This window comes from Janibacter melonis, assembly GCF_020567375.1.
Lineage (GTDB): Bacteria > Actinomycetota > Actinomycetes > Actinomycetales > Dermatophilaceae > Marihabitans > Marihabitans melonis.
Genome location: NZ_JAJBZM010000002.1, coordinates 343,816 through 369,275, shown reverse-complemented (window position 1 = coordinate 369,275; position 25,460 = coordinate 343,816). Strand labels below are relative to the sequence as shown.

32 protein-coding genes are annotated in these 25,460 nt (G+C 73.9%); 12 read left to right on the top strand and 20 right to left on the bottom strand.

All coding sequences use genetic code 11. The annotated features are described in order from the left end of the window. Positions 1 to 18: 18 nt before the first annotated feature. From LIV55_RS07870 to LIV55_RS07855, 4 genes are all read right to left on the bottom strand, one after another. Positions 19 to 1,569 carry an AbgT family transporter gene (locus LIV55_RS07870; protein ID WP_229299849.1) on the bottom strand — a complete coding sequence of 517 codons (1,551 nt, stop codon included), beginning with the start codon at positions 1,567 to 1,569 and terminating at the stop codon, positions 19 to 21. After that, entirely contained in the window at positions 1,566 to 2,543 is a 978-nt protein-coding gene (locus LIV55_RS07865; protein WP_229299848.1) for a CE1 family esterase, read from the bottom strand. The genes LIV55_RS07870 and LIV55_RS07865 overlap by 4 nt, the downstream gene beginning before the upstream one ends. Before the next feature lie 117 nt (positions 2,544 to 2,660). Continuing rightward, the gene (locus LIV55_RS07860; RefSeq protein ID WP_229299847.1) at positions 2,661 to 3,419 is read right to left on the bottom strand and encodes a creatininase family protein; all 759 of its coding nucleotides are present in this window, start codon (positions 3,417 to 3,419) and stop codon (positions 2,661 to 2,663) included. Next, entirely contained in the window at positions 3,416 to 4,102 is a 687-nt protein-coding gene (locus LIV55_RS07855) for a FadR/GntR family transcriptional regulator (protein WP_229299846.1), read from the bottom strand. The genes LIV55_RS07860 and LIV55_RS07855 overlap by 4 nt, the downstream gene beginning before the upstream one ends. A 91-nt stretch (positions 4,103 to 4,193) precedes the next feature. Between LIV55_RS07855 and LIV55_RS07850 the strand changes: the two genes are divergently transcribed. Continuing rightward, positions 4,194 to 4,748 (top strand): nucleosidase, encoded by a 555-nt coding sequence (locus LIV55_RS07850; protein ID WP_229299845.1) that lies wholly within the window; start codon positions 4,194 to 4,196, stop codon positions 4,746 to 4,748. Positions 4,749 to 4,907: 159 nt separating this feature from the next. After that, positions 4,908 to 5,711: an endonuclease I family protein gene (locus LIV55_RS07845; protein WP_229299844.1), complete on the top strand. Its 804-nt coding sequence runs from the start codon at positions 4,908 to 4,910 to the stop codon at positions 5,709 to 5,711. Positions 5,712 to 5,872: 161 nt separating this feature from the next. Here LIV55_RS07845 and LIV55_RS07840 read toward each other — a convergent pair whose 3' ends face one another. Further along, positions 5,873 to 7,396, bottom strand: a complete 1,524-nt coding sequence (locus tag LIV55_RS07840) for an amidohydrolase (protein WP_229299843.1) — start codon at positions 7,394 to 7,396, stop codon at positions 5,873 to 5,875. Between the two features lie 101 nt (positions 7,397 to 7,497). Here LIV55_RS07840 and LIV55_RS07835 point away from each other — a divergent pair, with 101 nt between their 5' ends. Then, the gene (locus LIV55_RS07835; RefSeq protein ID WP_191563533.1) at positions 7,498 to 7,653 is read left to right on the top strand and encodes a hypothetical protein; all 156 of its coding nucleotides are present in this window, start codon (positions 7,498 to 7,500) and stop codon (positions 7,651 to 7,653) included. Positions 7,654 to 7,656: 3 nt separating this feature from the next. Further along, positions 7,657 to 8,478, top strand: coding sequence for an NAD-dependent epimerase/dehydratase family protein (locus tag LIV55_RS07830; RefSeq protein ID WP_343894009.1), 822 nt, complete (start codon positions 7,657 to 7,659; stop codon positions 8,476 to 8,478). Here LIV55_RS07830 and LIV55_RS07825 read toward each other — a convergent pair. After that, positions 8,451 to 8,930, bottom strand: coding sequence for an EVE domain-containing protein (locus tag LIV55_RS07825; protein WP_229299841.1), 480 nt, complete (start codon positions 8,928 to 8,930; stop codon positions 8,451 to 8,453). The two genes, LIV55_RS07830 and LIV55_RS07825, sit on opposite strands and share 28 nt — an antisense overlap. After that, a complete protein-coding gene (locus LIV55_RS07820) occupies positions 8,927 to 9,628 on the bottom strand; it encodes a maleylpyruvate isomerase N-terminal domain-containing protein (RefSeq protein ID WP_229299840.1) in 702 nt (233 codons plus the stop codon). The genes LIV55_RS07825 and LIV55_RS07820 overlap by 4 nt, the downstream gene beginning before the upstream one ends. Before the next feature lie 79 nt (positions 9,629 to 9,707). Between LIV55_RS07820 and LIV55_RS07815 the strand changes: the two genes are divergently transcribed. Both LIV55_RS07815 and LIV55_RS07810 read left to right on the top strand, forming a co-directional pair. Next, positions 9,708 to 10,574 carry an oxygenase MpaB family protein gene (locus LIV55_RS07815; protein WP_229299839.1) on the top strand — a complete coding sequence of 289 codons (867 nt, stop codon included), beginning with the start codon at positions 9,708 to 9,710 and terminating at the stop codon, positions 10,572 to 10,574. 67 nt (positions 10,575 to 10,641) lie between these two features. After that, a complete protein-coding gene (locus LIV55_RS07810; protein WP_229299838.1) occupies positions 10,642 to 11,058 on the top strand; it encodes a tetratricopeptide repeat protein in 417 nt (138 codons plus the stop codon). Between the two features lie 203 nt (positions 11,059 to 11,261). Here LIV55_RS07810 and fumC read toward each other — a convergent pair whose 3' ends face one another. Then, on the bottom strand, positions 11,262 to 12,668 hold the full coding sequence (gene fumC, locus LIV55_RS07805) for a class II fumarate hydratase (protein ID WP_123093033.1): 1,407 nt from the start codon (positions 12,666 to 12,668) through the stop codon (positions 11,262 to 11,264). A 122-nt stretch (positions 12,669 to 12,790) separates the two neighbouring features. On the opposite strand from fumC, the gene LIV55_RS07800 reads away from it, so the two are divergent. Further along, a complete protein-coding gene (locus tag LIV55_RS07800; RefSeq protein ID WP_229299837.1) occupies positions 12,791 to 13,267 on the top strand; it encodes an SRPBCC family protein in 477 nt (158 codons plus the stop codon). Here the strand turns inward: LIV55_RS07800 and LIV55_RS07795 are convergent. Together LIV55_RS07795 and LIV55_RS07790 are read right to left on the bottom strand one after the other, a co-directional pair. Next, complete coding sequence (locus LIV55_RS07795; protein ID WP_123093029.1) at positions 13,257 to 13,892, bottom strand: DUF5701 family protein; 636 nt, start codon at positions 13,890 to 13,892, stop codon at positions 13,257 to 13,259. The genes LIV55_RS07800 and LIV55_RS07795 overlap by 11 nt on opposite strands. Positions 13,893 to 13,903: 11 nt before the next feature. Then, the gene (locus tag LIV55_RS07790; RefSeq protein WP_229299836.1) at positions 13,904 to 14,494 is read right to left on the bottom strand and encodes an LOG family protein; all 591 of its coding nucleotides are present in this window, start codon (positions 14,492 to 14,494) and stop codon (positions 13,904 to 13,906) included. Between the two features lie 271 nt (positions 14,495 to 14,765). Here LIV55_RS07790 and LIV55_RS07785 point away from each other — a divergent pair, with 271 nt between their 5' ends. The 4 genes from LIV55_RS07785 (at position 14,766) to LIV55_RS07770 (ending at position 17,609) form a co-directional block, all read left to right on the top strand. After that, positions 14,766 to 15,929 (top strand): sterol desaturase family protein, encoded by a 1,164-nt coding sequence (locus LIV55_RS07785; RefSeq protein WP_229299835.1) that lies wholly within the window; start codon positions 14,766 to 14,768, stop codon positions 15,927 to 15,929. Between the two features lie 70 nt (positions 15,930 to 15,999). Beyond that, on the top strand, positions 16,000 to 16,782 hold the full coding sequence (locus tag LIV55_RS07780) for a PIG-L deacetylase family protein (protein ID WP_224766956.1): 783 nt from the start codon (positions 16,000 to 16,002) through the stop codon (positions 16,780 to 16,782). A 65-nt stretch (positions 16,783 to 16,847) separates the two neighbouring features. Then, positions 16,848 to 17,030, top strand: a complete 183-nt coding sequence (locus LIV55_RS07775; RefSeq protein WP_123093021.1) for a hypothetical protein — start codon at positions 16,848 to 16,850, stop codon at positions 17,028 to 17,030. Positions 17,031 to 17,084: 54 nt separating this feature from the next. Continuing rightward, positions 17,085 to 17,609: a ferritin gene (locus LIV55_RS07770; protein ID WP_123093019.1), complete on the top strand. Its 525-nt coding sequence runs from the start codon at positions 17,085 to 17,087 to the stop codon at positions 17,607 to 17,609. Positions 17,610 to 17,613: 4 nt separating this feature from the next. Here the strand turns inward: LIV55_RS07770 and LIV55_RS07765 are convergent, their stop codons facing one another. The 7 genes from LIV55_RS07765 to LIV55_RS07735 form a co-directional block, all read right to left on the bottom strand. Then, positions 17,614 to 18,111, bottom strand: a complete 498-nt coding sequence (locus LIV55_RS07765) for an ASCH domain-containing protein (protein ID WP_123093129.1) — start codon at positions 18,109 to 18,111, stop codon at positions 17,614 to 17,616. Positions 18,112 to 18,115: 4 nt separating this feature from the next. Further along, complete coding sequence (locus LIV55_RS07760) at positions 18,116 to 18,787, bottom strand: HAD-IA family hydrolase (RefSeq protein ID WP_229299834.1); 672 nt, start codon at positions 18,785 to 18,787, stop codon at positions 18,116 to 18,118. Between the two features lie 44 nt (positions 18,788 to 18,831). Then, on the bottom strand, positions 18,832 to 19,122 hold the full coding sequence (locus LIV55_RS07755) for a GNAT family N-acetyltransferase (RefSeq protein ID WP_123093015.1): 291 nt from the start codon (positions 19,120 to 19,122) through the stop codon (positions 18,832 to 18,834). A gap of 5 nt (positions 19,123 to 19,127) precedes the next feature. Next, positions 19,128 to 19,451, bottom strand: coding sequence for a hypothetical protein (locus LIV55_RS07750; RefSeq protein ID WP_229299833.1), 324 nt, complete (start codon positions 19,449 to 19,451; stop codon positions 19,128 to 19,130). Then, positions 19,448 to 20,131 carry a DUF998 domain-containing protein gene (locus LIV55_RS07745; protein WP_229299832.1) on the bottom strand — a complete coding sequence of 228 codons (684 nt, stop codon included), beginning with the start codon at positions 20,129 to 20,131 and terminating at the stop codon, positions 19,448 to 19,450. The genes LIV55_RS07750 and LIV55_RS07745 overlap by 4 nt, the downstream gene beginning before the upstream one ends. Positions 20,132 to 20,137: 6 nt before the next feature. Continuing rightward, complete coding sequence (locus LIV55_RS07740; protein ID WP_123093009.1) at positions 20,138 to 21,067, bottom strand: alpha/beta hydrolase; 930 nt, start codon at positions 21,065 to 21,067, stop codon at positions 20,138 to 20,140. 99 nt (positions 21,068 to 21,166) lie between these two features. Then, positions 21,167 to 22,042, bottom strand: a complete 876-nt coding sequence (locus LIV55_RS07735) for an aminotransferase class IV (RefSeq protein ID WP_229299831.1) — start codon at positions 22,040 to 22,042, stop codon at positions 21,167 to 21,169. A 40-nt stretch (positions 22,043 to 22,082) separates the two neighbouring features. Between LIV55_RS07735 and LIV55_RS07730 the strand changes: the two genes are divergently transcribed. Then, positions 22,083 to 23,294, top strand: coding sequence for a cysteine desulfurase-like protein (locus tag LIV55_RS07730; RefSeq protein WP_308012886.1), 1,212 nt, complete (start codon positions 22,083 to 22,085; stop codon positions 23,292 to 23,294). Positions 23,295 to 23,354: 60 nt separating this feature from the next. On the opposite strand, the gene LIV55_RS07725 is transcribed toward LIV55_RS07730, so the two are convergent. From LIV55_RS07725 to LIV55_RS07715, 3 genes are all read right to left on the bottom strand, one after another. Then, positions 23,355 to 24,362 carry an aldo/keto reductase family protein gene (locus LIV55_RS07725; RefSeq protein WP_229299830.1) on the bottom strand — a complete coding sequence of 336 codons (1,008 nt, stop codon included), beginning with the start codon at positions 24,360 to 24,362 and terminating at the stop codon, positions 23,355 to 23,357. A 27-nt stretch (positions 24,363 to 24,389) separates the two neighbouring features. Further along, the gene (locus tag LIV55_RS07720) at positions 24,390 to 24,944 is read right to left on the bottom strand and encodes an antibiotic biosynthesis monooxygenase (protein WP_191564297.1); all 555 of its coding nucleotides are present in this window, start codon (positions 24,942 to 24,944) and stop codon (positions 24,390 to 24,392) included. An 89-nt stretch (positions 24,945 to 25,033) separates the two neighbouring features. Next, positions 25,034 to 25,414, bottom strand: coding sequence for an MmcQ/YjbR family DNA-binding protein (locus LIV55_RS07715; RefSeq protein ID WP_229299829.1), 381 nt, complete (start codon positions 25,412 to 25,414; stop codon positions 25,034 to 25,036). Positions 25,415 to 25,460: the final 46 nt, after the last annotated feature.

Genomic DNA, 25,460 nt, shown 5'->3' with positions numbered 1-25,460 from the left:
GGACGGTCGTGCGACTCCTCAGCGCACGGGCGCCCCCGGGCCCAGCGGGATGCCCAGCGCCCACCACGCGAAGAAGAGCACGGTCCACGTCGCCGTCATCGCCAGGGCGAGCGGCAGCGTGTACGAGGCGAGGGTCCCGATGCCGGCGTCCTTGCGGTAGCGCTGGAGGAAGCCGAGAGCCATGACGAAGTACGGGCTCATGGGGGTGATCGCGGTGGAGCCGGAGTCGGCGATGCGGAAGAGCGCCTGGGTCGTCTCCGCCGGGACCGAGAGGAGCATGAGCATGGGCACGATGACCGGGGCCGCGATGGACCACATCGCCGAGCCGCTCGTCACGAGCACGTTGACGACGCTCAGCAGCAGCAGGACGAGGACGAAGATCACCACGACGGGCACGTCGCCGCGGTCGAGGAGCTGTGCGGCCTCGACCGCGATGACGTCACCGATGTGGGTCCAGTCGAAGTACGCGAGGAACTGCGCGATCGAGAAGAAGAGGACGAGGACGGGCGCCATCTGCTTGATCCCCTGGGCCATGAGCCCCGGCACCTCGCCCAGCGAGGAGAGCACGCCCGCACGACGACCGTAGACGGTGCCGGTGATGCCGAAGAGGATCGCGACGACCATGGCGATGCCCTCGAGGAAGGGCGAGTCGGCGAGATCTCCCCCTTCGCCCCGCAGCGGAGACCCGCTGGGCACGAGGAGGGCGACGACGAGGACGAGCAGGGCGAGCAGGGTGGTGCTCGCCCGACGCAGCGCCGAGCGCTCGAGCTCGCTGAGGTGCAGCGAGCCGATGTCCTCGAGGTCGGCGTCCGGGTCGGGATCGAGGTCGGGCCGCTTGGCCAGGACGAAGCGGGTGACGACGGTGATGACGGTCGCGAGAAGCAGCGAGGAGGCGATGTTGAAGAACCAGTTGCTCACCGGCGAGACGTAGGCGTCCGGCTCGACGATGCGTGCGGCGGCGGTCGTGATGCCGGCGAAGATCGCGTCGTTGGGTGTGGGGACCGGGCTCGCGTCGTAGCCGGAGGCGATCGCGGTGTAGGCGACGACGATCCCGAGGATCGGGCTGCGCCCGACCGCGCGGAAGGCCAGACCGCCGAGCGGCACGAGGATGATGTACGCCGCGGCGGACGCGACGTGCGACACCGTCCCCATGAAGGCGACGGCGAAGACCACCCAGCTCGCCGGGACGCGCGACACACCCACCTTCATCGCTGCGGCGAGGAAGCCGGTGCGCTCGGCGACGGCGACGCCCATGATGACGACGACGATCGTCGCCATCGGCGGGAACTGCGCGAAGTTGTCGATCGCCGTCGACAGCGCCATCGCCAGGCCCTCACCGCTGAGGAGGTTCTGCACGGTGACGGTCTCGCCGTCGCTGGGCGAGACGACGCTGACGTCGGCGGCCGAGAGGATCGCGCTCGCGACACCGAGGAGGGCGGCGAGGATCCAGAAGAGCCAGAAGGGGTGGGGCAGGGCGTTGCCGACACGCTCGACGACGCCCATCGCCCGGATGATCCACGGGAGGCGCTCCTGGGTGGGGCGCGGGGTCGGCACGGTGCTCGTGCTCATCGCGTGACCTCCTGCTCACCGAGGTGCTGGCGGCTGACGAAGTCCCAGATCACCCGGTGGGCGTCGACGGCCTGGGTGGTGTAGCCGCCACCCGAGTAGATGTCCGAGCCGGGCCACACATGTCCCCCGCCGGAGACGGCGAGGTGCTCGACGTCGGCGTCACACCCCGTCCAGCGGTAGCGGATGATCTCGCGCCTCGTCGTCTGCGGGCGCGCCTGCTCGTCGCAGTCGTTGCGCGCCGCCCACTGCGCGACCTGGGTGGGGATGGCCGGCAGGTCTCGGTCGGCGTCTCCGGCATAGGGGATCGTCGTGTCTCCTGTGCCGTGCAGGTCGATGACCGGGACGGACGCACCGGGCGCGCACCCCTCACGGGTGCCCGGGTAGTAGGCGGCGGCGACGGGCGCGACCGCCGCGACCCGCTCGGGCAGGCGGCAGGCGACGAGCGCTGCGAGACCACCGCCATTGGACTTGCCCGTGAGGTAGGTGCGCTGCGGGTCCAGGCACATGTGGCCCTGCAGCTCGTCGAAGAGGTCCTCGGTGAAGGCGACGTCGTCGACACCCTTCGGCGCGTACGGCGCCCCCTGCCAGGCCTTGCGGTACCCCGAGCCGGTGCCGATCTCGCCGTCGGGGTAGGCGACGACCGCAGGCAGGGTCGAGAGCTTCGAGTAGCCCTCGACCTCGGCGCCGGTGCTGCCGCGCCCGTGGTAGGCGACGACGAGCGGCCAGTCGGAACGACGGTCGTAGCCGTCGGGCAGGCGCAGCACGTAGGTGCGGGTGCGACCCCCGCTCTCGATCTCGTGCTTGGCCGACGTCCCCGGCGACTGACCCTCGAGGGTCGGGAGGGTGCACGAGGCCTTGGGGCCGCTGACCACGGAGGGTGCGGTCGTGCCGGTGGTGGCCGCGGCCGCGGCAGGCAGGGCGAGGAGCGCTGCGGTGAGGGCGGCGGTGCGCCACAGGGGTCGTGAGCTGGACATCGTTGTCCTTCCGGTGGGGTGGTGCGCCAGGGCGCGTCGGGTCCTCCGGGCACGCAGGTGGCGCGCCGGTCCGTCATGGGTATGGGGCGGGGCGGTCTCAGCCGCCGGTCGTGGTGATCAGGTCGTCGACCACTCCCGCACGAAGTCGGCGAGCCGGCGCACGACCTCGTCGACCACCGCTCGACCGTCCTCAGCGGTGGCGCTCGTCGGGTCTCCGAGGACCCCGGAGGCGGAGAGCCGGTCGTAGGGCAGCGCGACCGCCGGGTGGGCCGCACCTCGGCTCAGCCGGGCGAAGGGGTCGAGCTGGCCCGGCACGGTCGTCCCGGCGGCGAGCCGGTCGGACCGGACGAGATCGGGGGCGAGGTGGAGCATCTGCGCGGTCTCGGCCTCGCCGCAGTGACCGGTGACCTCGGCTCGGTCCATGGCGCCGAGCGCGTCGGGGGCCAGCGGCGTCACCGGGGCCCACGCGAGCTCGACCTCGGGGTGGTCGCGCAGCACGTCCTGGGCGACGACGCCCAACGTCGCGTTGTTGCCCCCGTGACCGGTGACGACGAGGACCCGCCGCCACCCGTGCCGGGCGAGGCTGTCGACGTAGTCCGTGAGGACCGCGGCGAAGGTCGCCGGCCGCAGGGTCATCGTCCCGGGGAACGCGAGGTGGTGCGGGGAGACGCCGACAGGCACCGTCGGGCCGACGACGACGAGCTCGTCGAGGGCGTCGACGAGCCGGTCGACGACCGCCTCGGCGCGGATCGTGTCGGTGCCGAGCGGCAGCGCGGGGCCGTGCTGCTCGACGGCCCCCACCGGCAGCACGAGGACAGCCCCGCGCTGGGCGGCCTGTGCCGCCTCGGCACTCGTCATCTCGGCGAGCCGGGTCACGAGGTCGCCTCGTCGGCGCGGGCGGCGAGCGCCGCGTGGATGGAGTCGAGGTGCGAGCGGGTGAGGTCCGCGGCCGCGACGGGGTCTGCGTCGCGCAACGCCTCGAGGATCTCCACGTGCTCTCGGTGGTCCCGCTCGCGGTCGTCGTACCCGTGACGGATGGCGATCTGGTCGACCCGGCGCACCTGGAGCAGCGCCTCGACGGTCTCGCGCAGCAGCGGGTTGCCGGTGGCTGCCGCGAGCGCGATGTGGAAGTGCTCGTCGGGCCGCTCGTCGGCCCGCTGCGGGCGCAGGGCGTTCTCGCTCGCACGCTCGAGCGCGGCGAGGTGGTTGTCGGTGCGGTGCAGCGCGGCCGCTGCCGCGATCGGGGGCTCGAGGGTGCGCCGAGCCTCGACGAGCTCGAGCACTGAGGCGAGGTCGGTCGTGCCGACGTGCGGGTTGGCCATGAGCCGGCGTCGCATCCCGTCGCCGACGTATGTCCCGGAGCCGTGCCGGAATCGGATGACGTCGGTCGCCTCCAGCCGGCGGAGTGCCTCGCGCACCGTCGGGGTGGTCACCTCGAAGCGACGGGCGAGCTCGCGAGAGGACGCGATCGCGTCGCCCGGGGCGAGACCGTCGGCGCGGATGAGATCGACGATGCCGTCGGCGATCCGTTGCGAGAGCGAGGCAGGAGAAATGGTCACCTAGTGACTAAATCACTTATCAACTGGGAGGACAACGGCTGTGCCACGTCCGTGCGACGAACGGTCACGGGCCGGCGATAGCGTGCAGCCCGTGGAGATCCTCGTCGTCGCAGCCATCGCCGCCGAGGCGGCCTACGTCCCGTCGGGGATGCCCGTCGTGCTCACCGGCATCGGCAAGACCCTCGCCGCCGTCCAGGTGACCCGGACGCTCGCCGATCACCCGCGCCGCGGTGAGGTCGAGGTCGTCAACATCGGCACCGCGGGCGCGCTGCGCCCCGACGTCACCGGGCTGCACGAGATCGGCACCGTCCTCAACCACGACCTGTCGGCTGACGAGATCCGTCAGCTCGGCATCGACCCGCGCGAGCGGCTCGTGCTCGACCCCACCCTGCCGACGACGCTCGCGAGCGGCGACCTCTTCGTCACCGACCCGGTGGTGCGCGACCGCATCGCGCAGCGGGCGCACCTCGTCGACATGGAGGGCTACGCCGTCGCCCTGGCCTGCGAGGAGATGGGCGTGCCGGTGCGCCTGGTGAAGATGGTGAGCGACGGCGCGGACGAGACCGCGCACGACTGGTCGGCCGCGGTCGACGGCTGCGCGCGCGAGCTCGGGGCGTGGCTCGAGGCCTACGCAGCGAGGCGCTGACCCCCCTTCGCAGACCCGCCGCTGACCGACCCCACCCGATCCGGACGCACCTCTGACGCGACCCTGACCGGACGTCCACCCTCCCTCGACCTGGTCCCGGGCACGATGGCCGGGCGGCGGCCCGACCGGTCCGGCGCCCCCTTCGCCCAGAGGTGCCCCATGACCCCGACCCGTCGCGTCGCCGCCCTCGCCGGCGCGCTCGCCCTCGTCGTCGCCCCCGCGGCCCTCCCCGCCCAGGCGCTCGCGCCGGCCGCCACGACCAAGGTCGCCGCGTCCGACCCCGGCACGTACTACGACGGCGTCGAGGGGCTGTCCGGCGCCCAGCTGCGCGCTGCGCTCACCGACCTCGTCAGCGACCAGCGGGTCCTGTCGTACTCGCAGGTGTGGGACGGCATCAAGGACGTCGACGAGGACCCGCAGGACACGAGCAGCGTCGTCCTGCTGTACTCCGGCACCTCCTCGCCGAAGAGCAACAACGGCGGCGGGGTCGACAACTGGAACCGTGAGCACGTGTGGGCCAAGAGCCACGGCGACTTCGGCACGACCGCGGGTCCGGGGACCGACCTGCACCACCTGCGCCCGACGGACGTCACGGTCAACTCCGCGCGGGGCAACCTCGACTTCGACGAGGGCGGCACGCAGAACCAGGAGGCGCCCGGCAACTACGCGGACGGCGACTCGTGGGAGCCGCGCGACGCCGACAAGGGCGACGTCGCGCGGATGATCTTCTACATGGCGGTGCGCTACGAGGGTGCCGACGGCTTCGCCGACCTCGAGGTCAACGACCGCACCGGCAACGGCTCCGCGCCGTACATGGGCCGGCTGTCGGTGCTCAAGGAGTGGAACGAGCTGGACCCGCCGAGCGCCTTCGAGCAGCGTCGCAACGACCGCATCCACGACGGCTGGCAGGGCAACCGCAACCCCTTCGTCGACCACCCCGAGTGGGTCGAGTCGATCTTCTGAGCCGACCGGCCGGAGGTCGAGGTCCGCACCGGCACGAGGTGACCGCCTGCCCGAGACCGGGGAACCCCTCCGCGACCGGGTTGTCCGTGCGTGACCGGGACATGTCCCGGTCACGTCTGGGCATCCCGGTCCGGCGCCGGCATCCCGGTCCGGCGGAGGCGTCACCCCTCGTGCGTCACCCGGCCCCCGAGCACGGTGAGCGAGACGCGCACCTCGCGCAGGCGGGCGGCGGCCTCGGCGGTCGCCTCGCCGTCGCGGGGGTCGACCTCGGTGGCGAAGGGGTCGGACGCGAGCAGCACGACGTCGGCCCGGTCGCCGACCCGCAGGTGCTGGCCGTCGGTCGAGGCGGCGAGCGCCTGGAGCGGGGTGATCGCCTGGTCCGGCACCCACGGCGCGCGGTCGTCGGCGCTGCGGTGCACCGCGGCGGCCATCGCCTCCCACGGGTCGAGCGGGGCGACGGGGGCGTCGGAGCCCAGCCGCAGCTCGACGCCGGCGTCGCGCATGGCGGCGAGGGCGAAGCAGCGGTCCGCCCGGTCGGGCCACAGCGCGTCGGTGACGTCGCGGTCGTCGAGCAGGTGGGCCGGCTGCACGCTCGCGGCGATGCCGAGCCGCGCCATCCGCGGCAGGTCCTCGAGCCGGACGAGCTGGGCGTGCTCGATGCTGCCCCGCGCCCCCGACGCCTCGAAGGCGTCGAGCGCGTCGGCCAGCGCCGCGTCGCCGATGGCGTGCACCGCCGCCTGCAGGCCTCCGGCCGCGGCCCGGCGCAGCATCTGGGCGAGCTCCTCGGGCCCGACGTTGCTCTTGCCCCGTGGGTCCGGCAGCACGTCGTCGGTGACGAAGGGCTCGCAGCACCACGCGGTACGGGTGTTGAGCGACCCGTCGCTGATGACCTTGAGCGGGCCCATCGTCACCAGGCCGAGGTCGTCGAGGACGTCGCCGGTGCGCACCCCTTCGGCGAGGGCGTCGTCGAGGGTCGTCGGGTAGGTCGCCGGACGGACCCGGAGGCGGTCGAGCCCGGCGGCGACCCGTCGGGGCCACTCGCGCCACAGCCCGGTCGCGTGCTCGAGGTCGGTGATGCCGACGACCCCACGGGCGGCGGCCTCGCGCAGCACGCGGTCGAAGGCGGCGTGGACGGCCCGCGGGTTCTGCGGCAGCTCGCCCAGGCGGGCCCACAGGGCGAACCACTCGTCCTCGTCGACATGACCGGGGTGGGGCTCGACGCCGAGCGCCCGGTACGCGGCCGAGCTGAGCCAGCCGCCGTGGCAGTCGCCGCTGATGAGCACGACCGGTCGCGACCCGGCGACCTCGTCGAGAGCAGCCGTCGAGGGCAGGTCGGACCACCCGCCGAGCCGCCAGCCGAAGCCCTCGACGAGGGAGTCGTCGCCCGGCTCGCCCGCGTCGAGGTGCGCGCGCACCCGGGCGAGCACCTCGCCCGGCCCGGAGGTGTCCGCGAGGTCGACCCGTCGCCCGACCGCCGCCCACTGGCCCATGTGGACGTGCTGGTCCCACAGCCCGGGGACCGCCCAGGCGCCGCTCGCGTCGAGCACCTCGGCCCCCTTCGCCGGCAGGTCCGGACCGCGCTCGGCGACCCGGCCGTCGCGCAGCCGCAGGTCGACCGGCTCGTGGTCCGACCCCGCCGGCCGGACCCCCCGCAGCAGCAGGTGAGGGGTGCTCGTCGTGCTCATGGGTCGCACCCTAGCCACGGGCGCGGGGGTGCTCGCGAGGGGCGCCCATGCCCCACCCGCGCAGCCACCGCCGACCGCGTCCGCAGTGGTTGACTTCCGTCATGAGCGACACGCAGCAGACCCCCGACCCGCAGCCCGACAACCAGCAGCGCGAGGACGAGGCGCAGCAGCGCACCGAAGGGGTCGAGGTCGAGACCGACCAGGGTCCCGGCGACGGCGGGCAACGTCCCGAGGACAGCCCCACCGCGTCCATCTGAGCCATCAGCACCCGGACAGCGACCCTCCTCGGCTGCGGCGACCTCGGCAGCCGCGTCGGGCTGCGCCTCGCGCAGGAGGGCGTGAGCGTCACGGGCGTGCGTCGTGACGCCGCCCAGGTCCCCCCGCCGATCCGTGGCGTCGCCGCGGACCTCATCGACCCCGACGTCGACCTGCCCGATCTCGACGCCGACCTCCTGCTCGTCTGCCTCACGGCCGACGGCCGGGACGAGGACGCCTACCGGCGCACGTACGTCGACGGCATGCTGCGCGGCATCGAGGCGGTCGTGCGCGAGCGGACCCCGTCGCGGGCCGTCCTCGTCTCCTCGACCGGTGTCTTCGGCGACGTCGAGGGCGAGGTCGACGAGTCGACGCCGCCCGCCCCCTCCCGGCCCACGGCCCGGGTCCTCCTCGAGGCCGAGCGGGCCTTTGCCGAGGCCCTCCCCCACGGCGTCGTCGCCCGGCTCTCCGGCCTCTACGGTCGCCCGCACCCACGGGTCGTCGACGAGGTGCGCCGCGGCGACGACCGCGACCCCGGGCGCTGGACCAATCGCGTCCACCGCGACGACGCCGCCTCGGCGCTCGCCCACCTGCTGACCCGCGTCGACGACCCGGACCGCCTCTACGTCGTCACCGACGACGAGCCCTGCACGTCCGGAGAGCTGCGCGCCCTCGTCGCGGCCGAGCTCGGCGTCCCCTGGCCGAAGGGGGACGACCTCACCCCCGTCGGTCGTCGGCTGAGCAACGCCCGGCTGCGGGCGACCGGCTGGCAGCCGGAGATCCCCAGCTACCGCGAGGGCTACCCGCCGCTCGTCGCCGGCAGCTGACCGGGGCCGACGACCTCGCGCAGCGCGGCGAGCTGAGCGCGGTCGAGGTAGGAGGGGTTGCTCCCCCACGGGCTGCGCAGCACCTCGAGCCCGCTCAGGACGGGGTGGGCGAGCAGCGCCGGCCGCAGCACGGGCGGGTCGAGAGGGCGCAGCCGCATCGGCAGGTCGTCGACCGGGCCGGGGTGGAGGTCGCGCTGCACCGGGCCGGTGACCTCGCCGACCGCGTGCACCCCTGACGGCACCCGTGCGCTGCCGCCGCTCACCCACAGCAGCACCGGGGCGCCGGGCACGACGAGCTCGGTGCGGTACGAGCGGCGCACGCACCACCGCCGCACCTCGGCGAAGCCCTGCGCGCGCATCGTCTCGACGTCGCTCCCACCGGGGCTGGCCTTGACCAGCCAGGCCCCGACGTCCTCGGCCTGCACGGCCCTCGCGCTGCCGGGGGCGGTCACAGGACGGGCACCTCGTCGGCGAGCGGGCCGAGGAGGTGGCGCTCCTGCGAGGTCGGACGGCGGCGGCCGGACCCGAGGAGGACGGCGTCGACGTCCGCGATCGCCTCCTCGAGCGGCGTGCCGAGGAGGGCCTCGACCGTGGCCCGGGCAAGGCGCAGCGCTGCCGGCGGGGGTGGCGGCCCCGCGACGTCGAGGTCGAGGTGGTGGACGGCGAGCTCGACCGCCCACGTCGCGAGGAAGTCGCCCGCCGCGAGCACCTGTCCCTGGAAGTCCACGGGGCGGTCGCCCATGAGCGCGGTCGCAGAGCGCACCGCACCGGTGGTGGCGACGAGGTGCTCCCAGGCGCCCCGGGGTCGTCGGTAGGCGCTCGCGGTACGACGGGTCCACAGGATCGCGGCGACCGTGTCGTCGTCGCCGTCCTGCGAGCCCGGCCCCTCGCGCCAGTACGAGGCGGCGTCGTGGTCCGGCGTGGCCCCGGTGGGGCTGACGCACCCGCCGAGCATCTCCTCGAGACCGGTGCGCACGTGGACGAGGACCTCGAGGCGCGACCACCCGCGGCAGCGGCTCGGCTCGAGCAGGTCGAGATCGGGCAGGTCGCCGGCGCAGATGAGGGTGTCGAGGGCCTCGTGGAGGGCACGGCGGCCGTCCTCGAGGGTCACGCGAAGGGGGACGGGCCGGCTCCCGGGGTCGCTCGCCATGCCCTCGACCCTAGGTCGGTCGGCGATCGAGCAGGCGCTTGCGGGCCGGGCTGTCGGTGGCGCGACCTACTGTCGGGTCATGACCTCCACCGTCATCGGGCGCGCGGCGGGAGCGGCGCAGACCCGCCTCGCCCACGCCCTGCGCAGTCGCGTCGCCGGCCCCGACGCGCAGCGCGCCGCCGACCGCATCTGGCGCAGCGAGGGCCCGCGCTGGTTCACCGAGGACGACCCGGTGTGGCGGGTGCATGCCGAGGCCTCGATGTTCCCGGGCGGCATCGCCGCGCTCCTGCTGCAGTCCCTGCACCCGTCCGCCATGGCCGGTGTGGCCGGCCACAGCGGCTTCCGCGGCGACCCGTGGGGCCGGCTGCAGCGCACGAGCCACTACCTCGCGACGACGACGTACGGCACGATCGAGCACGCCGAGGAGGCGATCGCCGTCGTGCGCGCCGTGCACTCCCGGGTCCGCGGCGTCGACGACCTCGGCCAGCCGTACTCCGCCGACGACCCCCACCTCCTGCGCTGGGTGCACATCGCCGAGGTCTGGTGCTTCCTGCGCGCCCACCAGCTCTACGCGGCCAGCCCGCTCGACGTCACCGAGTGCGACCGCTACGTCGAGCAGGCCGCGCTCCCCGCGAGCCGGCTCGGCGCGACCGACCTGCCGACGAGCGTCGCCGAGCTCGAGGCCGCGCTCGAGGAGTACCGCCCGGAGCTGCGCACGACCGAGGCGGCGCGCGACGCCGCCTCCTTCCTGCTGCGCGAGCCCCCGCTGCCCGTGCCCGCCCGGCCGGGCTACGGGCTCATCGCCAGCGGTGCGCTCGGCGTGCTCCCGCCGTGGGCGAGCGAGATGCTCGACCTGCCCGCCCGGCGAGGGCTGGCCCGGTCGCTGGCCCGCGGTGCCGGGGTCGGCGCGACCCGTCTCGTGCGCTGGGGCATGGCGGCGGCATGAGTCCCGGGCTCGTCGGCGGCCGGCCCGCCGGAACACCCGCGGCCCGAGCGCTGTTGAGGCCCGCGTGATGGTCACCTACGGATACGAGCACTACGACCGGGCCCGCCACTACTTCGAGGACGGGCAGTACCTGGACGCAGCGCGCGAGCTCGAGGAGCTCTTCACCGACGTGGCCGCCGCCCGGGCCGAGGCGCCCGAGAGCGGCGACGGCCGCGACCCGGTGGGGCACGGGCTCTCCGAGCCCCGCCTCCTCCTCGCCCGCTCCTACTACCACTCCGCCCAGCTGCGTCGGGCCGAGGAGGCCGCGCGCCAGGTGCTCGACGAGGACCCGCAGGACGCCTACGCGCACCTGCTCCTCGGCCGCACCCTCGTGCGCGCCGGCCGCGCCGACGAGGCGAAGGGCCCGCTGCGCATGGCCGAGCTGCTCGGCGGCTACGAGACCTCGCAGGCCCCGGGCGCCGAGGTGAGCGACGAGGGGATCTGACCCCCCTTCGCCCCTGGCGCACGACGACGGGCTGCCCACCGCATCTGCGGTCGGCAGCCCGTCGTCGTCTCTGCCCGCCCCCGTCGGATCGCCCCGCCCCGCCTCCGTCGCGCGCTACGGCGCAGTAGTGGTCGTGATCACGACCAGTACTGCGCCGTAGCGCGAGTCGGAGCGGTCGGGCGCTGGGGGTGAGGCGAAGGGGGTCAGGCGCTGGGGTGGGTCATGTCCATCGGGACGACCCAGGCGTCGAAGTCGGCGCCGTCGACACCGGAGGCCACGGCCGACTCACGCAGGGTCGTGCCCTCCTTGTGCGCCTTCTTCGCGATCGCCGCGGCCTTGTCGTAGCCGATGTGGCGGTTGAGCGCGGTGACGAGCATGAGGTTGCTCGCGAGGTTTGCCTCGATCCGCTCGTGGATCGGCTCCAGCCCGACGGCGCAGTTCGCGTCGAAGGAGACGCATGCGTCGCCGATGAGACGCGCCGACTCGAGCACGGCGTGGGCCATGACCGGCTTGTAGACGTTGAGCTGGAAGTTGCCCTGGCTGCCCGCGAAGCCGACGGTCGCGTCGTTGCCGAAGACCCGGGTGGCGACCATCGTCATCGCCTCGGCCTGGGTCGGGTTGACCTTGCCTGGCATGATCGAGCTGCCCGGCTCGTTCTCGGGGATCGCGAGCTCGCCGATGCCGTTGCGCGGGCCGGAGGCGTACCAGCGCACGTCGTTGGCGATCTTCATCAGGGCGCCGGCGAGGGTGCGCTGCGCGGCGCTCACGGCGACGAGTGCGTCGTGCGCCGACAGGCTCGCGAAGAGGTTGCCGGCCTGCGAGAACTCGTGACCGGACTCGGTGGAGATGTGCTGCGCGCACAGCCGCCCGAAGTCGGGGTGCGCGTTGAGGCCGGTGCCGACGGCGGTGCCGCCGATGGCCAGCTCGCGAGCCCGCTCGTCGGCGCGGCGCACGTCCTCGACGGCGAAGTCGATCTGGGCGACCCAGCCGCCGATGACCTGACCGAGGGTGACGGGGGTGGCGTCCTGCAGGTGGGTGCGGCCGACCATGACGACGTCGGCGTACTGCTCGGCCTTCGCGGCGAGGGTGTCGCGCAGCTGCTGCACGCCCGGGTACATCGTCTCGGCGAGCTCGAGGACGACGGCGACGTGCATGGCCGTGGGGAAGGTGTCGTTGCTGCTCTGACCGCGGTTGACGTGGTCGTTGGGGTGCACCGGGTCCTTGCCGCCGCGGCTGCCGGTGGCGATCTCGTTCGCGCGGCCGGCGATGACCTCGTTGGAGTTCATGTTCGACTGCGTGCCCGAGCCGGTCTGGAAGACGACGAGCGGGAAGTGGTCGTCGAGCTCGCCGTCGACGACCTCCTGGGCGGCCTGGGCGACGAGGTCGGCGATGTCGCGCGGCAGCTGGTCGAGCTCGGCGTTGGCCAGGGCCGCGGACTTCTTGAGGATGCCGAGGGCGCGGATCATCGTGCGCCCCCAGACGAAGGTGTCGCGGCCGATGTCGAAGTTGCCGAGACTGCGCTGGGTCTGCGCGCCCCAGTACCTGTCGGCGGCCACCTCGACGGGGCCCATGCTGTCGCTCTCTGTCCGGGTACCGGCGGTGTCAACCATGGGCGTCACGCTACCGGGGCCCGCCGGGCGCGTCGGCGCGAGTCCGGCGGCACTGCGCCGAGCGACGACGAAGGGGGCGCGGCCACCCCTTCGCCCGCCACCCGACTGGTTGACTCGACCTCATGAGCGAGCCCACGACCGAGACGATCACCCTCGACGTCGACGCCCCGGCGCAGCGGGTCTACGCGCTGCTCACCGACCCGGCGCAGCACCCGTCCGTCGACGGCAGCCGGATGGTGCGCGAGCGCCTCGACGGAGAGCGCCTCACGCAGGTCGGGCAGGTCTTCTCGATGCAGATGCGTCGCCGGCTGCCGGGGCGCGACGCCGAGGACTACGTCATGGACAACCACGTCGTCGCGCTCGTGCCCGACCGGGTCGTCGCCTGGCGACCCGGGCCGCAGGGCGGCCGGCCGATCGGGTGGGAGTGGCGCTACGAGCTCGACCCGATCGACGAGCACCGCACGCGGGTGCGGCAGACCTTCGACTGGACCGACGTGCCGGAGCACGTCGTGCGCGACCTCGGCATCTCCATGCCGGCCCTGCCGACGCAGGTGCGCGAGGAGTCGCTGCGCCGCCTCGCGGCCGCCGTCACGCGGTGAGCGCGGCGCCCGCCTGACGTCCGGCGGCCGAGGCGTGGCCGAGCCACGTGTGCCGGTTGCCGGCCCAGCACCAGCCGACCTTGGGCGCGCCGTCGCGCTCCGGGCCGCCGTCGCGCGGTGCCCCTCCGCTGATCCAGATGGCAGGGACACGCTTGTCGTAGCCGGCGCCCTTGGGCTTGCGGGAGCCGATCGTCATGAAGCAGTGGTTCGGCTCCAGGACCGCGGGCTGCTGGAGCAGCCAGCTGATCCCCTCGGTGAGGGTGAGCGGGGTGCGCCCGCGCTCGAGGATGCGCGGCAGCGCCTCGTCGGGGCTGACGTCGCGCAGGTCGTCGCCGCGCTCGACGCCGGTGACGACGTAGAGCGGGGTGTCGGGCACCTCGACCTGCGGGATCGGCCCGAAGGCCGCGAGGTCGGTCATGTCGGGCACGACGAAGCCGGGCTTGCCGCCGCGCTCGAGCAGGGCGGTCAGCCGGGCGGCGGGCACGAGGCTCGGGTGCACGGCGAGCAGGCCCGTCGTGCACAGCAGGTCGCCGCCGAAGGACTCGACGAGCTGGTCCTCGTCGACACCGGCGAGCTCGGCCAGGCCGAGGTCGAGCAGCCGGTCGAGCTGGGACGCGACGAACATGGCGGGTCTCCTCAGGTGCCCGGGCGCAGGAGCCGGGAGTCGGTGGGGCGCTGCGCCAGCCCGGCGAGCGCGCTGTCGAGGTCGGGGGCGACGACGACGTCCGCGAGGCTCTCCGCGCTGACGAAGCCGGCGTCGGCCAGGCCCTGCAGGGCGGTGAGCAGCGGCTGCCAGAAGCCCGTGCCGGACGCGGTGGGGAGGTCGAGGAGGGCGATCGGCTTGCCGTGCAGGCCGATCTGACGCCAGGTCCACACCTCGAAGAGCTCCTCGAGCGTGCCGATGCCCCCGGGCAGGACGAGGAAGGCGTCGCACAGGTCGGCCATCTTCGCCTTGCGCTCGTGCATCGAGGTGACGACGTGCAGCTCGGTGATGTCGTCGCGGCCCCACTCGCGCTGGACCATGAAGTCCGGGATGACCCCGACGACCTCTCCCCCTTCGCCCATCGTGCCGTCGGCGACGGCACCCATGAGCCCGGCTCCACCCCCGCCGTAGACGACGCCGATCCCGCGGCGGGCCAGCTCGGCCCCGACCTCACGGGCGGCGTCGACGAGGGTCGGGTCGGTGCCGGGGCTCGACCCGGTGAAGATGCAGACGCTGCGCAGCACCCGCCCAGCGTAGGCACCACACCCCTGCGGATGCCCAATCCCGCAGATCTGCCGGGCGAAGGGGGACCCAACCCCCTTCGTCCGTCGACGACGTGGTCTCGAGGCTCGCTGTCGCTCGCACCTCGACCAGCAAGGGCCTCTCGCTGGTCGAGGTGCGACGGGCGCGCAGCGCCCGAGCCTCGAGACCACCGTCACCGGCGAGGCGCTGATCACTGACGGGACCGGGCGGGGCGGCCTAGGGTGACCGCCGTCCCCCATCTAGGAGTGCACCGTGGCACGTCCCGATCTCACCGTCCTCGCCATCCCCGGCTTCGTCGCCGCGATGGGGGCCGAGTACGCGTGGCAGAAGCGTCACCCGGCGCCCGAGGGCGAGGAGCGCGCGGGCGACTACGAGCTCCAGGACACGATCGCCAGCCTCGCGATGGGGGTCGGCAGCCTCGTCGTCCCGCTCGTCACCGCCCCGGCACTGCGACGACTCGCCCCCGGCAGCGGCCGGCTCGGCACGGTCCTCGCGGGCGTGGGCCTGACGGCCGCCGTGGTGACGACCGTCGGCGACGTGCTGCGCCGCCGCCGCGAGCTCGGTCATCTGCCCGAGGCGGGCACCCTGCCCTCGCAGCAGGTCGAGCCCGAGCTCGTGCGCTCCCGGGTCGACGCCCTCGGTCGGCTCACCGCCGGCTCCGCGGTCGCCGCCGTCGCGACCGCGGCCCTGTCCGCCGCGACGCTGTGGAGCACCCAGACCTCCGCGACCCGGCTGGCGCGGTGGTCCCCCTTCGCCCTGCACGGCAAGGTCGGAGCACTCGTCGCGATCGCCGGCTGGGACGCCATCTACTACTGGAACCACCGCCTCTCGCACGAGTCGCGCTGGCTGTGGGCGGTCCACGTCGTGCACCACTCGAGCGAGCGGTACAACCTCTCGACCGCCCTGCGCCAGCCCGTCGCCGAGGGCATCACCATGGCCGTCCCCTACGGCCTGCTCGCGCTGCTCGGGGTGAGCCCGCGCGCCATCGAGGACGCCCGCGCGATCAACCTCATCTACCAGTTCTGGATCCACACCGAGGCGATCCGCTCCATCGGCCGTCTCGAGCGCGTGCTCAACACCCCCAGCCACCACCGCGCCCACCACGGCAGCCAGCGGCAGTACCTCGACATCAACCACGGCTCGATCCTCATCGTGTGGGACAAGCTCTTCGGCACCTTCGAGCCCGAGGACGAGCGGGTGCGCTACGGCCTGACGCGCAACCTCGAGACCTACGACGTGCGCACCATCGCCACCCACGAGTGGCGCGACATCGCCCGCGACGTCGCCACCGCGCCGACCTGGTCCGACCGCGCCGGCTTCCTCCTGCGCGGACCCGGGTGGGCCTACGAGCGGCGGGCCGAGCTGGCGGCGCAGGCCACCCCACCGCGTCCCGTGGCCACCCCGGTGGCCGGCTGAGCCCCCCTTCGCCCGACCCGCCCTCGACGACCCGGCCGAAGGGGGTTGCCCGCTGAGACATCATGGGCGGGTGACCATCGTCTTCCTCCACGCCCATCCCGACGACGAGGCCTCCGGCACGGCCGGCTCGATGATCCTCGCCAGCGACGCCGGACAGCGGGTCGTCGCCGTCTACGCGACGGGCGGCGAGCTCGGCACGGTGCCCGACGGGGTCGGCGTCGACGGCCTGGCCGCCCACCGCCGTGCCGAGGCCGAGGCCTCCGCCCGGGTCACCGGGACGGCGCGCGTCGAGTGGCTCGGCTACCGCGACTCCGGGATGCACGGGTGGGAGCAGAACTCCCACGACGGCTCCTTCCACGGCGCCGACGTCGACGAGGCCGCCGGGCGCCTCGCCGCGATCCTCGACGAGGAGGACGCCGATGTGCTCGTCGGCTACGACTGGCACGGCGGCTACGGGCACCCCGACCACGTCCAGGTCCACCGCGTCGCCCACCGGGCCGCCGAGCTGGCTGCCCGCCGACCCCGCCTGCTCGAGGGCACGATGAACCGCGACGAGATCCGCCGCGGCATCGCCGCCGCGAAGGAGATGGGCATGGACCCCGGGTGGGACGCCGACGAGCCGATGGCGGACGGCGAGCCGATCGGCCTGCCGCAGGAGCAGATCCACCACCGCGTCGACGTCACCGGCGTCCTCGACCGCAAGCGCCGCGCGCTGGAGTGCCACGGCAGCCAGGAGGACGTGCAGGGGATGCTGCAGATGCCGCCGCCGGCGTACACGGCGATGTTCGGCGTCGAGTACTACACCGAGCCGGGCGCGGAGCCCGGGATGGTGGACGGCAACCCCTTCGTCTGACCAGGCGCGTTCCGTCCTGCGGAAGATGGTGAGGCAAGGCTTACCTGTGCGCTACCGTTCTTCTCGTGAGCAAGAAGGTCCGGATCGGCAAGATCAAGGTCAAGCAGAAGTGCTGCGTGTCCAAGAAGCGCTGCGACTCCTGCCCGATCCGTCTGCTCAAGGAGGGCAAGATGCCCGAGGGTTACGCCGTCCACAAGCGCAAGCTCGTCACCGTCGAGGCGAAGTCGAAGCTGAGGAAGGCCGCCTGAGGCTCGCCTGTCCTCACGTGACAGCAGCCCCCCGTCTGCCTAGCCTTGCGCGGTATGACGACCTCGCGCTTCGCCGCCCAGCTCAACGTCCAGATCGGTGAGGAGTTCGCGGCCCACCAGCAGTACGTCGCGATCGCCGTGCACTACGACGCGCTGACGATGCCGCAGATGGCCGGCTTCTTCTACCGCCAGGCGCGCGAGGAGCGCGACCACGCGATGATGATGATGCGCTACCTCATCGACACCGACCAGCCGGTGCAGATCCCCGCCGTGTCCGCGCCGGTGAACGGCTTCGAGGGTGTCGTCGCCCCCGTCGAGCGGGCCCTCGCCCAGGAGCGCGAGGTCACGACGCAGATCCACGGGCTGACCCGCACGGCGCGCCAGGAGGACGACTTCGCCGCCGAGCAGTTCATGCAGTGGTTCATCAAGGAGCAGGTCGAGGAGGTCGCCGTCATGGACGACCTGCTCGCCGTCGTCGCGCGCAGCCAGGACGACGTCAACGACATCGAGGCCTACGTCGAGCGCGAGCTGCAGGCCGGCGGCGAGGACCCGATGGCACCGCGCGTCGCCGACGCCTGAGCCCTCAGGGGTAGACGACCCGCAGCCGCTCGAGGACGACGGGCATGTCCGGCCGGTAGCCGCCGGCCGCGTGCGCCTCGAAGTAGTGCTCGTGCGCGAGCCGCCAGTAGCGCAGGCTGCGATCGCCCTCGCCCTCGGCGTGCGCGTGGTCCTCGTCGACGTCCTCGAAGGGGATGACCCGCACGTGAGTCGTCTGCACGAGGGCCCGGGGGTGACCCGCCCCGTCGAGGACGATACCGAGGTCACCCGCCTCGGGCAGCGGCTCGCCGGCCGAGAGGTAGTCGGAGTGGGCGCTCGCGGTGGCGGTCTTCGTGCCGTCGAGGACGAGCGCGAGGAGCCGGTCGGCCTGCTCGGGCGTCGAGCCGAAGGCCCACGACGGCGGGCGGAGCAGCCCGAGCGGGTTGACCCCGGTGTAGGTCGGGACGCCCGGCAGACGCAGCCGACGACTGGCCAGAGACCAGAAGGTGTCGAGCTCTCGGTCCTGCTGCGTGCGCTCGACCATGACCTCAGCCTGCCACGGGCGTGACGCGCACTCGCCCGTCGACGACCTCGAAGGAGACGTCGGCGAGCGAGTCGACGACGAGGTCGGCGTCGCCGAGGTCGCCGGGCTCGGTGGTCGTGGTGACCGCGAGCACCGCGCACCCGGCGGCCCGGGCCGCGGCGATGCCGCTCGGGGCGTCCTCGCACACGAGGCAGTCGGTCGGGTCCACGCCGAGACGCTGCGCGGCGAGGAGGAAGGGGTCGGGCGCGGGCTTGCCGCGCTCGACGTCGTCGACGGTGACGAAGGCCTCCGGGGCGTCGATGCCCGCGGTCGCCAGGCGCACCTGGGCGAGCTCGCGGTGGGCCGAGGTCGCGACGGCGTAGCGCCCGCCCTGCTCGGCGAGGGCCGCGATCGCCACGAGCACGCCGGGCAGTGCGACGATCCCCTCGACGTCGGCGAGCTCGAGCTCGTCGATGCGGGCGAGCGCGGTCGTCGCGTCGAGGTGCGGGGCGACGGAGTCGATGATCGCGGCCGCCGGCATGCCGTGGTGGCCGGCGAGCGTGCGCGGGTCGACGTCGTGCTCCTGCGCCCAGCGCACCCACGAGCGCTCGACGGAGCCGCTCGAGTCCACGAGGGTCCCGTCGTTGTCGAAGATGACGGCGGCGAAGGTGCGGTCGGCGAAGGGGGATGAGCTCACCTCCCCATCATCCCCGGCGCGCCTGGTCGGCGCCCCGGGCGGGGTCAGGAGCCGGTGACGACGAGGTCGGCGTACTCGTCGTGACGCTCCACGTACGACGCGATGAAGGGGCACGTCGGGACGACGAGCTTGCCCTGCGCGCGCACGTCGTCGAGCGCGCCGCGTGCGAGCGCCGAGCCGACGCCCTGCCCCTCGTACGCGTCCTCGACGACGGTGTGCGGCAGCTGGATCGCCTCACCGCGGTCGCGGTACTCGGCGTACCCGGCGACCTGGCCGTCGACGACGGCCTCGTAGCGGGAGCGCTGCTCGTCCTTGCGGATCTCGATGTCGGCCATGTCCGTCATCGTGCCACCGCAGGCGCCCGACGACGGGTCCGCGAGTCCCGCAGCCCGGCGACGAGGTAGACGAGGCCGACGAGGGGCAGACCGAGGACGAGCGTGACCGGCAGGACGAGGAGCGTCCACCCGAGCACCTGACCGACGGCGCCGGGCTGCGGCGCCGAGGACCGGTCGACGGCCTCGGTGATGGCGACGAGGGCGAGCCACAGGAGCAGCGGCACCGAGGGCAGGAAGCCGGCGAGGACAGCCACCGTGTGCCGCCGTCGACCGCGCCGGCGAGGCGCGCCGGCATCTCGCGGGTCGAGCGGGGGCATGGGGGTGCTCATGGCGCGGCGACCGCGCCAGGCCCGCGACGAGAGGCGGTCCGGGCCGGTACGACGAGCAGCACCGAGCCCACGACGACCTGCCAGGCGATGGGGGCGTAGACGGCGACGCGCTCGGTGAGCCCCTGCAGGTCGGGCAGCACGGCGAAGCCCACCCCGCCCGCGGTGCCCGTCACGGCGAGGACCGCCGCCAGCAGGGCCGCCCTGGGGTGGTCGCGGCGCAGGCTCGCCGCGAGCAGCACGAGGACGAGCACGCCGCCCCCGATCGCGAGGAGCGCGGCGACCCCGTGACGCAGCGCCTCGGGCGAGCCGGCGACGGCGGCGTCGGACAGGGGCGCGAGACCGACGCCGGCGATGCCCGCCCCGTAGACGAGCGCGGCACCGGCGGTCACGACCCCCAGACGACCCGCGGCTCCCCGCAGCAGCGACAGGCCGACGGCGACGGCGAGGACGACCCGCACACCCTGGGCGAGCATCATCGCGTTGATCACCCCGTGCCACGGCGAGCACGTCGGGAGGGCACCGCCGCCCCCGCAGTCGGTGCGGCCCAGCTCGCTGATGACGGTGCCGGTCCACGAGTACGCCGGCCCGGTCCATGCCGAGGCGGTGACGACCTCGGCGACGACGAAGGCGCCGGACAGGAGCAGCAGCAGCCCGAGCACCCGCGTGCGAGCGGCGCTCACGCCGGGTCAGCCGACGCGCGCGACGGTCTCGTCGAGCCAGGTGACGAGGTCGTCGACGACCTCGTCACGGTTGGTCTCGTTGAACATCTCGTGCCGCCCCTGGGGGTAGACCCGGGCGGTGACGTCGGTCAGCCCGACCCGCTCGTACTGCGCCTGCACGGCTTCGACGGCGGCCTGCCCGCCGACGGGGTCCTGGCTGCCCGACAGCAGGTAGATCGGCAGGTCCTTGCGGATCCGCTCGGCGTTGGAGTCCTTGGCCAGGTCGCTCACGCCGGCGAGCATGTCCGCGAAGAAGCCGGAGGTGAAGACGGCGCCGCAGCGGGGGTCGGCGACGTAGGCGTCGACCTCGTCGGTGTCGCGCGAGAGCCAGTCGAAGTCGGTCCGCGCGGGCGAGAACTCCTTGTTGAAGGAGCCGAAGGTCAGCGTGTTCATCAGCGACGACGGGTGGCGTCGGCCCCGCAGCCGCGCCTCGAGCGCCGCGACGCGCGCCCCGACCTTGCCGAGCGCCCCGGGGTCGCCCATGGTCCCCGAGAGCACGAGCGCGTCGATGCCCGCGCTGCCGCGCGAGACGAGCTCGCGGGAGAGGAAGGAGCCCATCGAGTGGCCGAGGAGGACGAAGGGGACCCCGGCGAAGCGCTCCCGCGCGGCGGCCCCGACGGCGCGCATGTCGACGATCGCGGCGCTCCACCCGCCGGCGTCGGCGAGGTAGCCGGCGTCCTTCGGGTCGTCGACGGTCGCCCCGTGCCCGCGGTGGTCGTGGGCGACGACGGCGTACCCGGCTGCGGTGAGGCGCTGGGCGAGCCGGTCGTAGCGCTGGGCGTGCTCGGCCATGCCGTGCGCGACCTGCACGACCGCCTTCGGCGCGCCGGCGGGCTCCCACACGTAGGTGGCCAGGGCCAGCCCGTCGTGGGGCGAAGGGATGCTCAGCGTCTCCATGGCGGGGAGCCTAGCCACGTCGAGGGCTCTGCGCGCCAGGACGCGGGGCGGGTCGAGGGACCAGGGTGCACCCGGGCCTGCCCAGGGACCGCGACCGGGTCAGAACCCGGCGTACCGGGCGGCCGTGGCCACGAGGTCGGGGTCGACGCGGAGGGGGCGGCCGTCGAGCTCGCCGACCGGCGTCGGGCCGCGGCTCGAGGCGACGAGCCACACCCCGTCGGCGTCGTAGAGGTGCTCGACCGGCACGAGCTCGAAGGCGCTGTCCTGCCCGTCCTCGGCGGCGGCCCGCAGGATCGTCGCCACCGACAGCGACTCGAGGATGCCCGTGGGTCCGGTGGGCGTGGAGAGCCAGCGTCCGTCGCGCACGACGAGCAGCCCGGCCATCGGGGCGTCGAGCGCGTACCCGTCGGTCGAGGTGAAGACGACGTCGTCGGCCCCGCGCCGTGCGGCCTCGCGCTGGGCGGCGACGTTGACGACGTAGGAGAGGGTCTTCGCCCCGCCGAGCAGCCACGGGGCGTCCTCGAAGGCGTCGCTCGGGTGACCACGGGTGAGCGTCACCGCCGAGACGGGGTCGCTCCCCCCTTCGCCGCGCTGCGGCCGGCCCGACGCCCGCGGCGAGACGACCGCCCAGGCCGTCGGGCCCGCGTCGGGGTCCCACTCGCGGCCGCGGGTGAGGACGAGCTTGAGGGAGGCGTCGCCCGGGGTGCCCCATGCGGCCAGGGCCGCGTCGACGAGCGAGACCCACGCCTCGCGCGGCGGAGGGGTGATCTCGAGCGCTGCGGCCGAGCGCGTCAGCCGCTCGAGGTGGTCGTCGAGGCCGCGCACGACGTGCCCGTCGCCGTCGTCGGTGACGAGACCGGAGTCGAAGCACCCGTCGCCGCGGGTCAGGCCGAGGTCGTCGACGGTGATGACGGGCTGCGCCGGGTCGACGACCTCGGGGCCGTCGGGGCGGAGGACGGCGACGACCCGGGGCATGCCGCTCACGCTACGCGGCGCAGGGGGCACGATGTGCCCCATGACGACCGCCTACGACGTGCAGCGCATCCGCTCCCACTTCCCCTCGCTCGTGCAGGGCCTGGCCCACTTCGACGGGCCCGGCGGCACCCAGACGCCCGACGTCGTCGCGGACGCGATCGCCGCGACGCTCGTCTCCTCGATCTCGAACCGGGGCGCGGTGACCTCCTCCGAGCGACGGGCCGAAGGGGTCGTCGCGGGCTGCCGGGCCGCCATCGGCGACCTCGTGGGCACCGACCCGCGCGGCGTGATCTTCGGGCGCAGCGCGACCGCCATCACCTACGACCTCTCGCGGGCGCTCGCGAGCACGTGGGGCCCCGGCGACGAGGTCGTCGTCAGCCGCCTCGACCACGACTCGAACATCCGCCCGTGGGTCCAGGCGGCCGAGCGGGCGGGCGCCACCGTGCGCTGGGCCGAGCTCGACCCGGCGACGGGCGACCAGCGCCTCGAGCACTTCGAGGCCGTCGTCACGCAGCGCACGCGGCTCGTCGCCATGACGGCCGCGTCCAACCTCGTCGGGACCATCCCGCCCGTCGCCGAGGTCTCGGTGCTGGCCCACGGCGTCGGGGCGCTGCTCTGGGTCGACGGGGTGCACTCGAGCGCGCACCGCCTGCCCGACCGCACCGGCGTGGGCGCCGACTTCTGGGCCTGCTCGCCCTACAAGTTCCTCGGCCCCCACAGCGGCACCGTGAGCGCCGACCCCGCGCTCCTGGAGACCCTCCACATGGACAAGCTGCTCCCGTCGAGCGACGCGGTCCCCGAGCGCTTCGAGCTCGGGACCCTGCCCTACGAGCTCATGGCGGGCGTCACCGCCGCGATCGACTTCCTCGCCGATCTCGCCCCCGGCGACGACACCGAGGAGCCGCGCCGCGCACGGCTGCAGCGCAGCTTCGCTGCGCTCCACGAGCACGAGAGCGCGCTGCTGGCCCGTCTCGAGCCGGCGCTGCGCGAGCTGCCGGGTGTCTCCCTTCGCTCCGGCGCGCCGGACCGCACGCCGACGCTCCTCGTGACCTTCGAGGGGCGCGACCCCCAGGACGTGCGCGCCCACCTCGCGCAGCGCGGCGTCGCCGCACCGGCGGGCCACTTCTACGCGATCGAGCTCAGCCGGGCTCTCGGCCTGGGCGAGACCGGGGGCGTGCGCATCGGGCTCGCCCCGTACACCGACGACTCCGACGTCGACCGCCTGCTCGAGGGCCTGCGCGAGCTCGTGTGAGCAGACGCGAAGGGGGCGGGGCCGGATGACCCGGCCCCGCCCCCTTCGTGCGCGTGGTGCTCAGGCGACGCGCGACTTCGGCGAGCGCGCGGCGGTCTGGCCCGCGTCGCGCTGCACGACCGAGCCGAGGGCCTCGTCGATCTTCGTCATGACGGAGTCGTCGAGACGCACGCCGGCGGCCTTGACGTTGTCGACGACCTGCTCCGGGCGTGAGGCCCCGACGAGAGCCGCGGCGACGTTGTCGTTCTGCAGGACCCACGCGATCGCGAGCTGGGCCATGCTCAGCCCGGCCTCGTCGGCGACGGGCTTCAGACCCTGGACGGCGCTGAGGATGTCGTCCTTGAGGAAGTCGCGCATGCTCGCGCCGGCCTCCTCGTGGGCGGCGCGGCTGCCCTCGGGCGGCTGCGCGCCCGGCTGGTACTTGCCGGACAGCACGCCCTGGGCCATCGGGCTCCACACGATCTGGCTGATGCCGAGCTCCTCGCAGGTCGGGACGACCTCGGGCTCGATGACCCGCCACAGCATCGAGTACTGCGGCTGGCTCGAGATGAGCTGGATGCCGAGCTCGCGAGCCAGGCGGTGGCCCTCGCGGATCTGGTCGGCGGTCCACTCGCTGACACCGATGTAGAGCGCCTTGCCCTGGCGCACGACGTCGGCGAAGGCCTGCATCGTCTCCTCGAGCGGGGTCTCCGTGTCGTAGCGGTGGGCCTGGTAGAGGTCGACGTAGTCGGTCTGCAGCCGCTGCAGGGAGCCGTTGATGGACTCCATGATGTGCTTGCGGGACAGCCCGGTGTCGTTCTTGCCGCCGGGGCCGGTGGGCCAGTAGACCTTCGTGAAGATCTCGAGGCTCTCGCGGCGCTCGCCCTTGAGGGCCTCGCCGAGGACCGACTCGGCCTTGGTGTTCGCGTAGACGTCTGCGGTGTCGAAGGTGGAGATCCCCTGCTCGAGCGCGGTCCGCACGCATGCGTGCGCCTGCTCGTTCTCGACCTGGGACCCGTGGGTCAACCAGTTGCCGTAGGTGATCTCGCTGATCTTCAGCCCGCTGTTGCCGAGGTACCTGTACTCCATGCCGTCACGCTACGTCCGTGACCGGCCTCAGCGGCGCACGAGCCAGGGGCGGAAGAGACGCACGAGCTGGGGCATGACGACGTAGGTGACGATCGCGACGACGAAGACCGTGAAGATCGCGACCCGCGGGACGAAGGGGAGGGCGGCGATGAGGGGGTTGAGGACGAGCTGGAGCAGGGCGACGGTGGGGAAGATGCCGCACCACGTGACGACCGCCATCTTCCAGCGCAGCGGCGGCTTGTGGCCGGGCACCTCGGGCCGGGCGAACCACGCCTCGAGCCCGGTGAGCACCTGGTAGTCCGGGTCGCCCTCGGCGACCGCAGCGAGGCGGGCGTGCCACTCGTGGCGCACCGGCGACGCGTCCCAGGCCGCCAGCCCCTCCTCGTCCTCGAAGCGCAGGATGGTCTGGTGCTCCCCGCCCTCCGTGGACGGCGGGATGACCTCGGCGCCGATGAAGCCCGGCACCTGACGGACGTCGCCGAGCATGCCGCCGACGAGGGCCTCGTACGCAGCGGCGCACCCGGGCTTCGCGCGTCGGCGGGCGACCCGGATGACGGGCTGGTGGGGTGCGGGGACGGACATGGCTCACCTCGGTGTCGGCGCGGGTGCCAGCACCGTAGGGCGCGCGCCGCTCCCCTCGCCGACCTCGCACCGCCTGGCGGAACGCGTCCTCAGCGGGTGGGGCCGAAGGTGGCCGGGTCGACGGGCCGCAGCCGCCTCGGCAGCCCCTCGACGACGAGGAGGTAGGACTCGGTGACGACGTCCTCGACGAGCTGGGCGTCGAGGTCGCCGGGGCGAAGGGTGATCCAGTGCCGCTTGTTCATGTGGTAGCCGGCGGTGATGCACTCGTGGGCCTCCCGCAGGCTCTGCGCGTCGGCCGGGTGCGCCTTGACCGTGAGGATCGGGTCGCCCGTGACGGCGGTCTGGAGCATGAAGACCTTGCCGCGCACCTTCCACACGTCCCACTCCGCGCCGAAGGGGTGACCCAGCTCGCTCCCCGGCAGCTCGTCGGCCCGGGCACGCGCGATCTCCTGCAGCTGCGCCCCATCCACGCGACCTCCCCGTCCTTCGAGCCCCCGTCGTCGGGCTGTCCGCCGA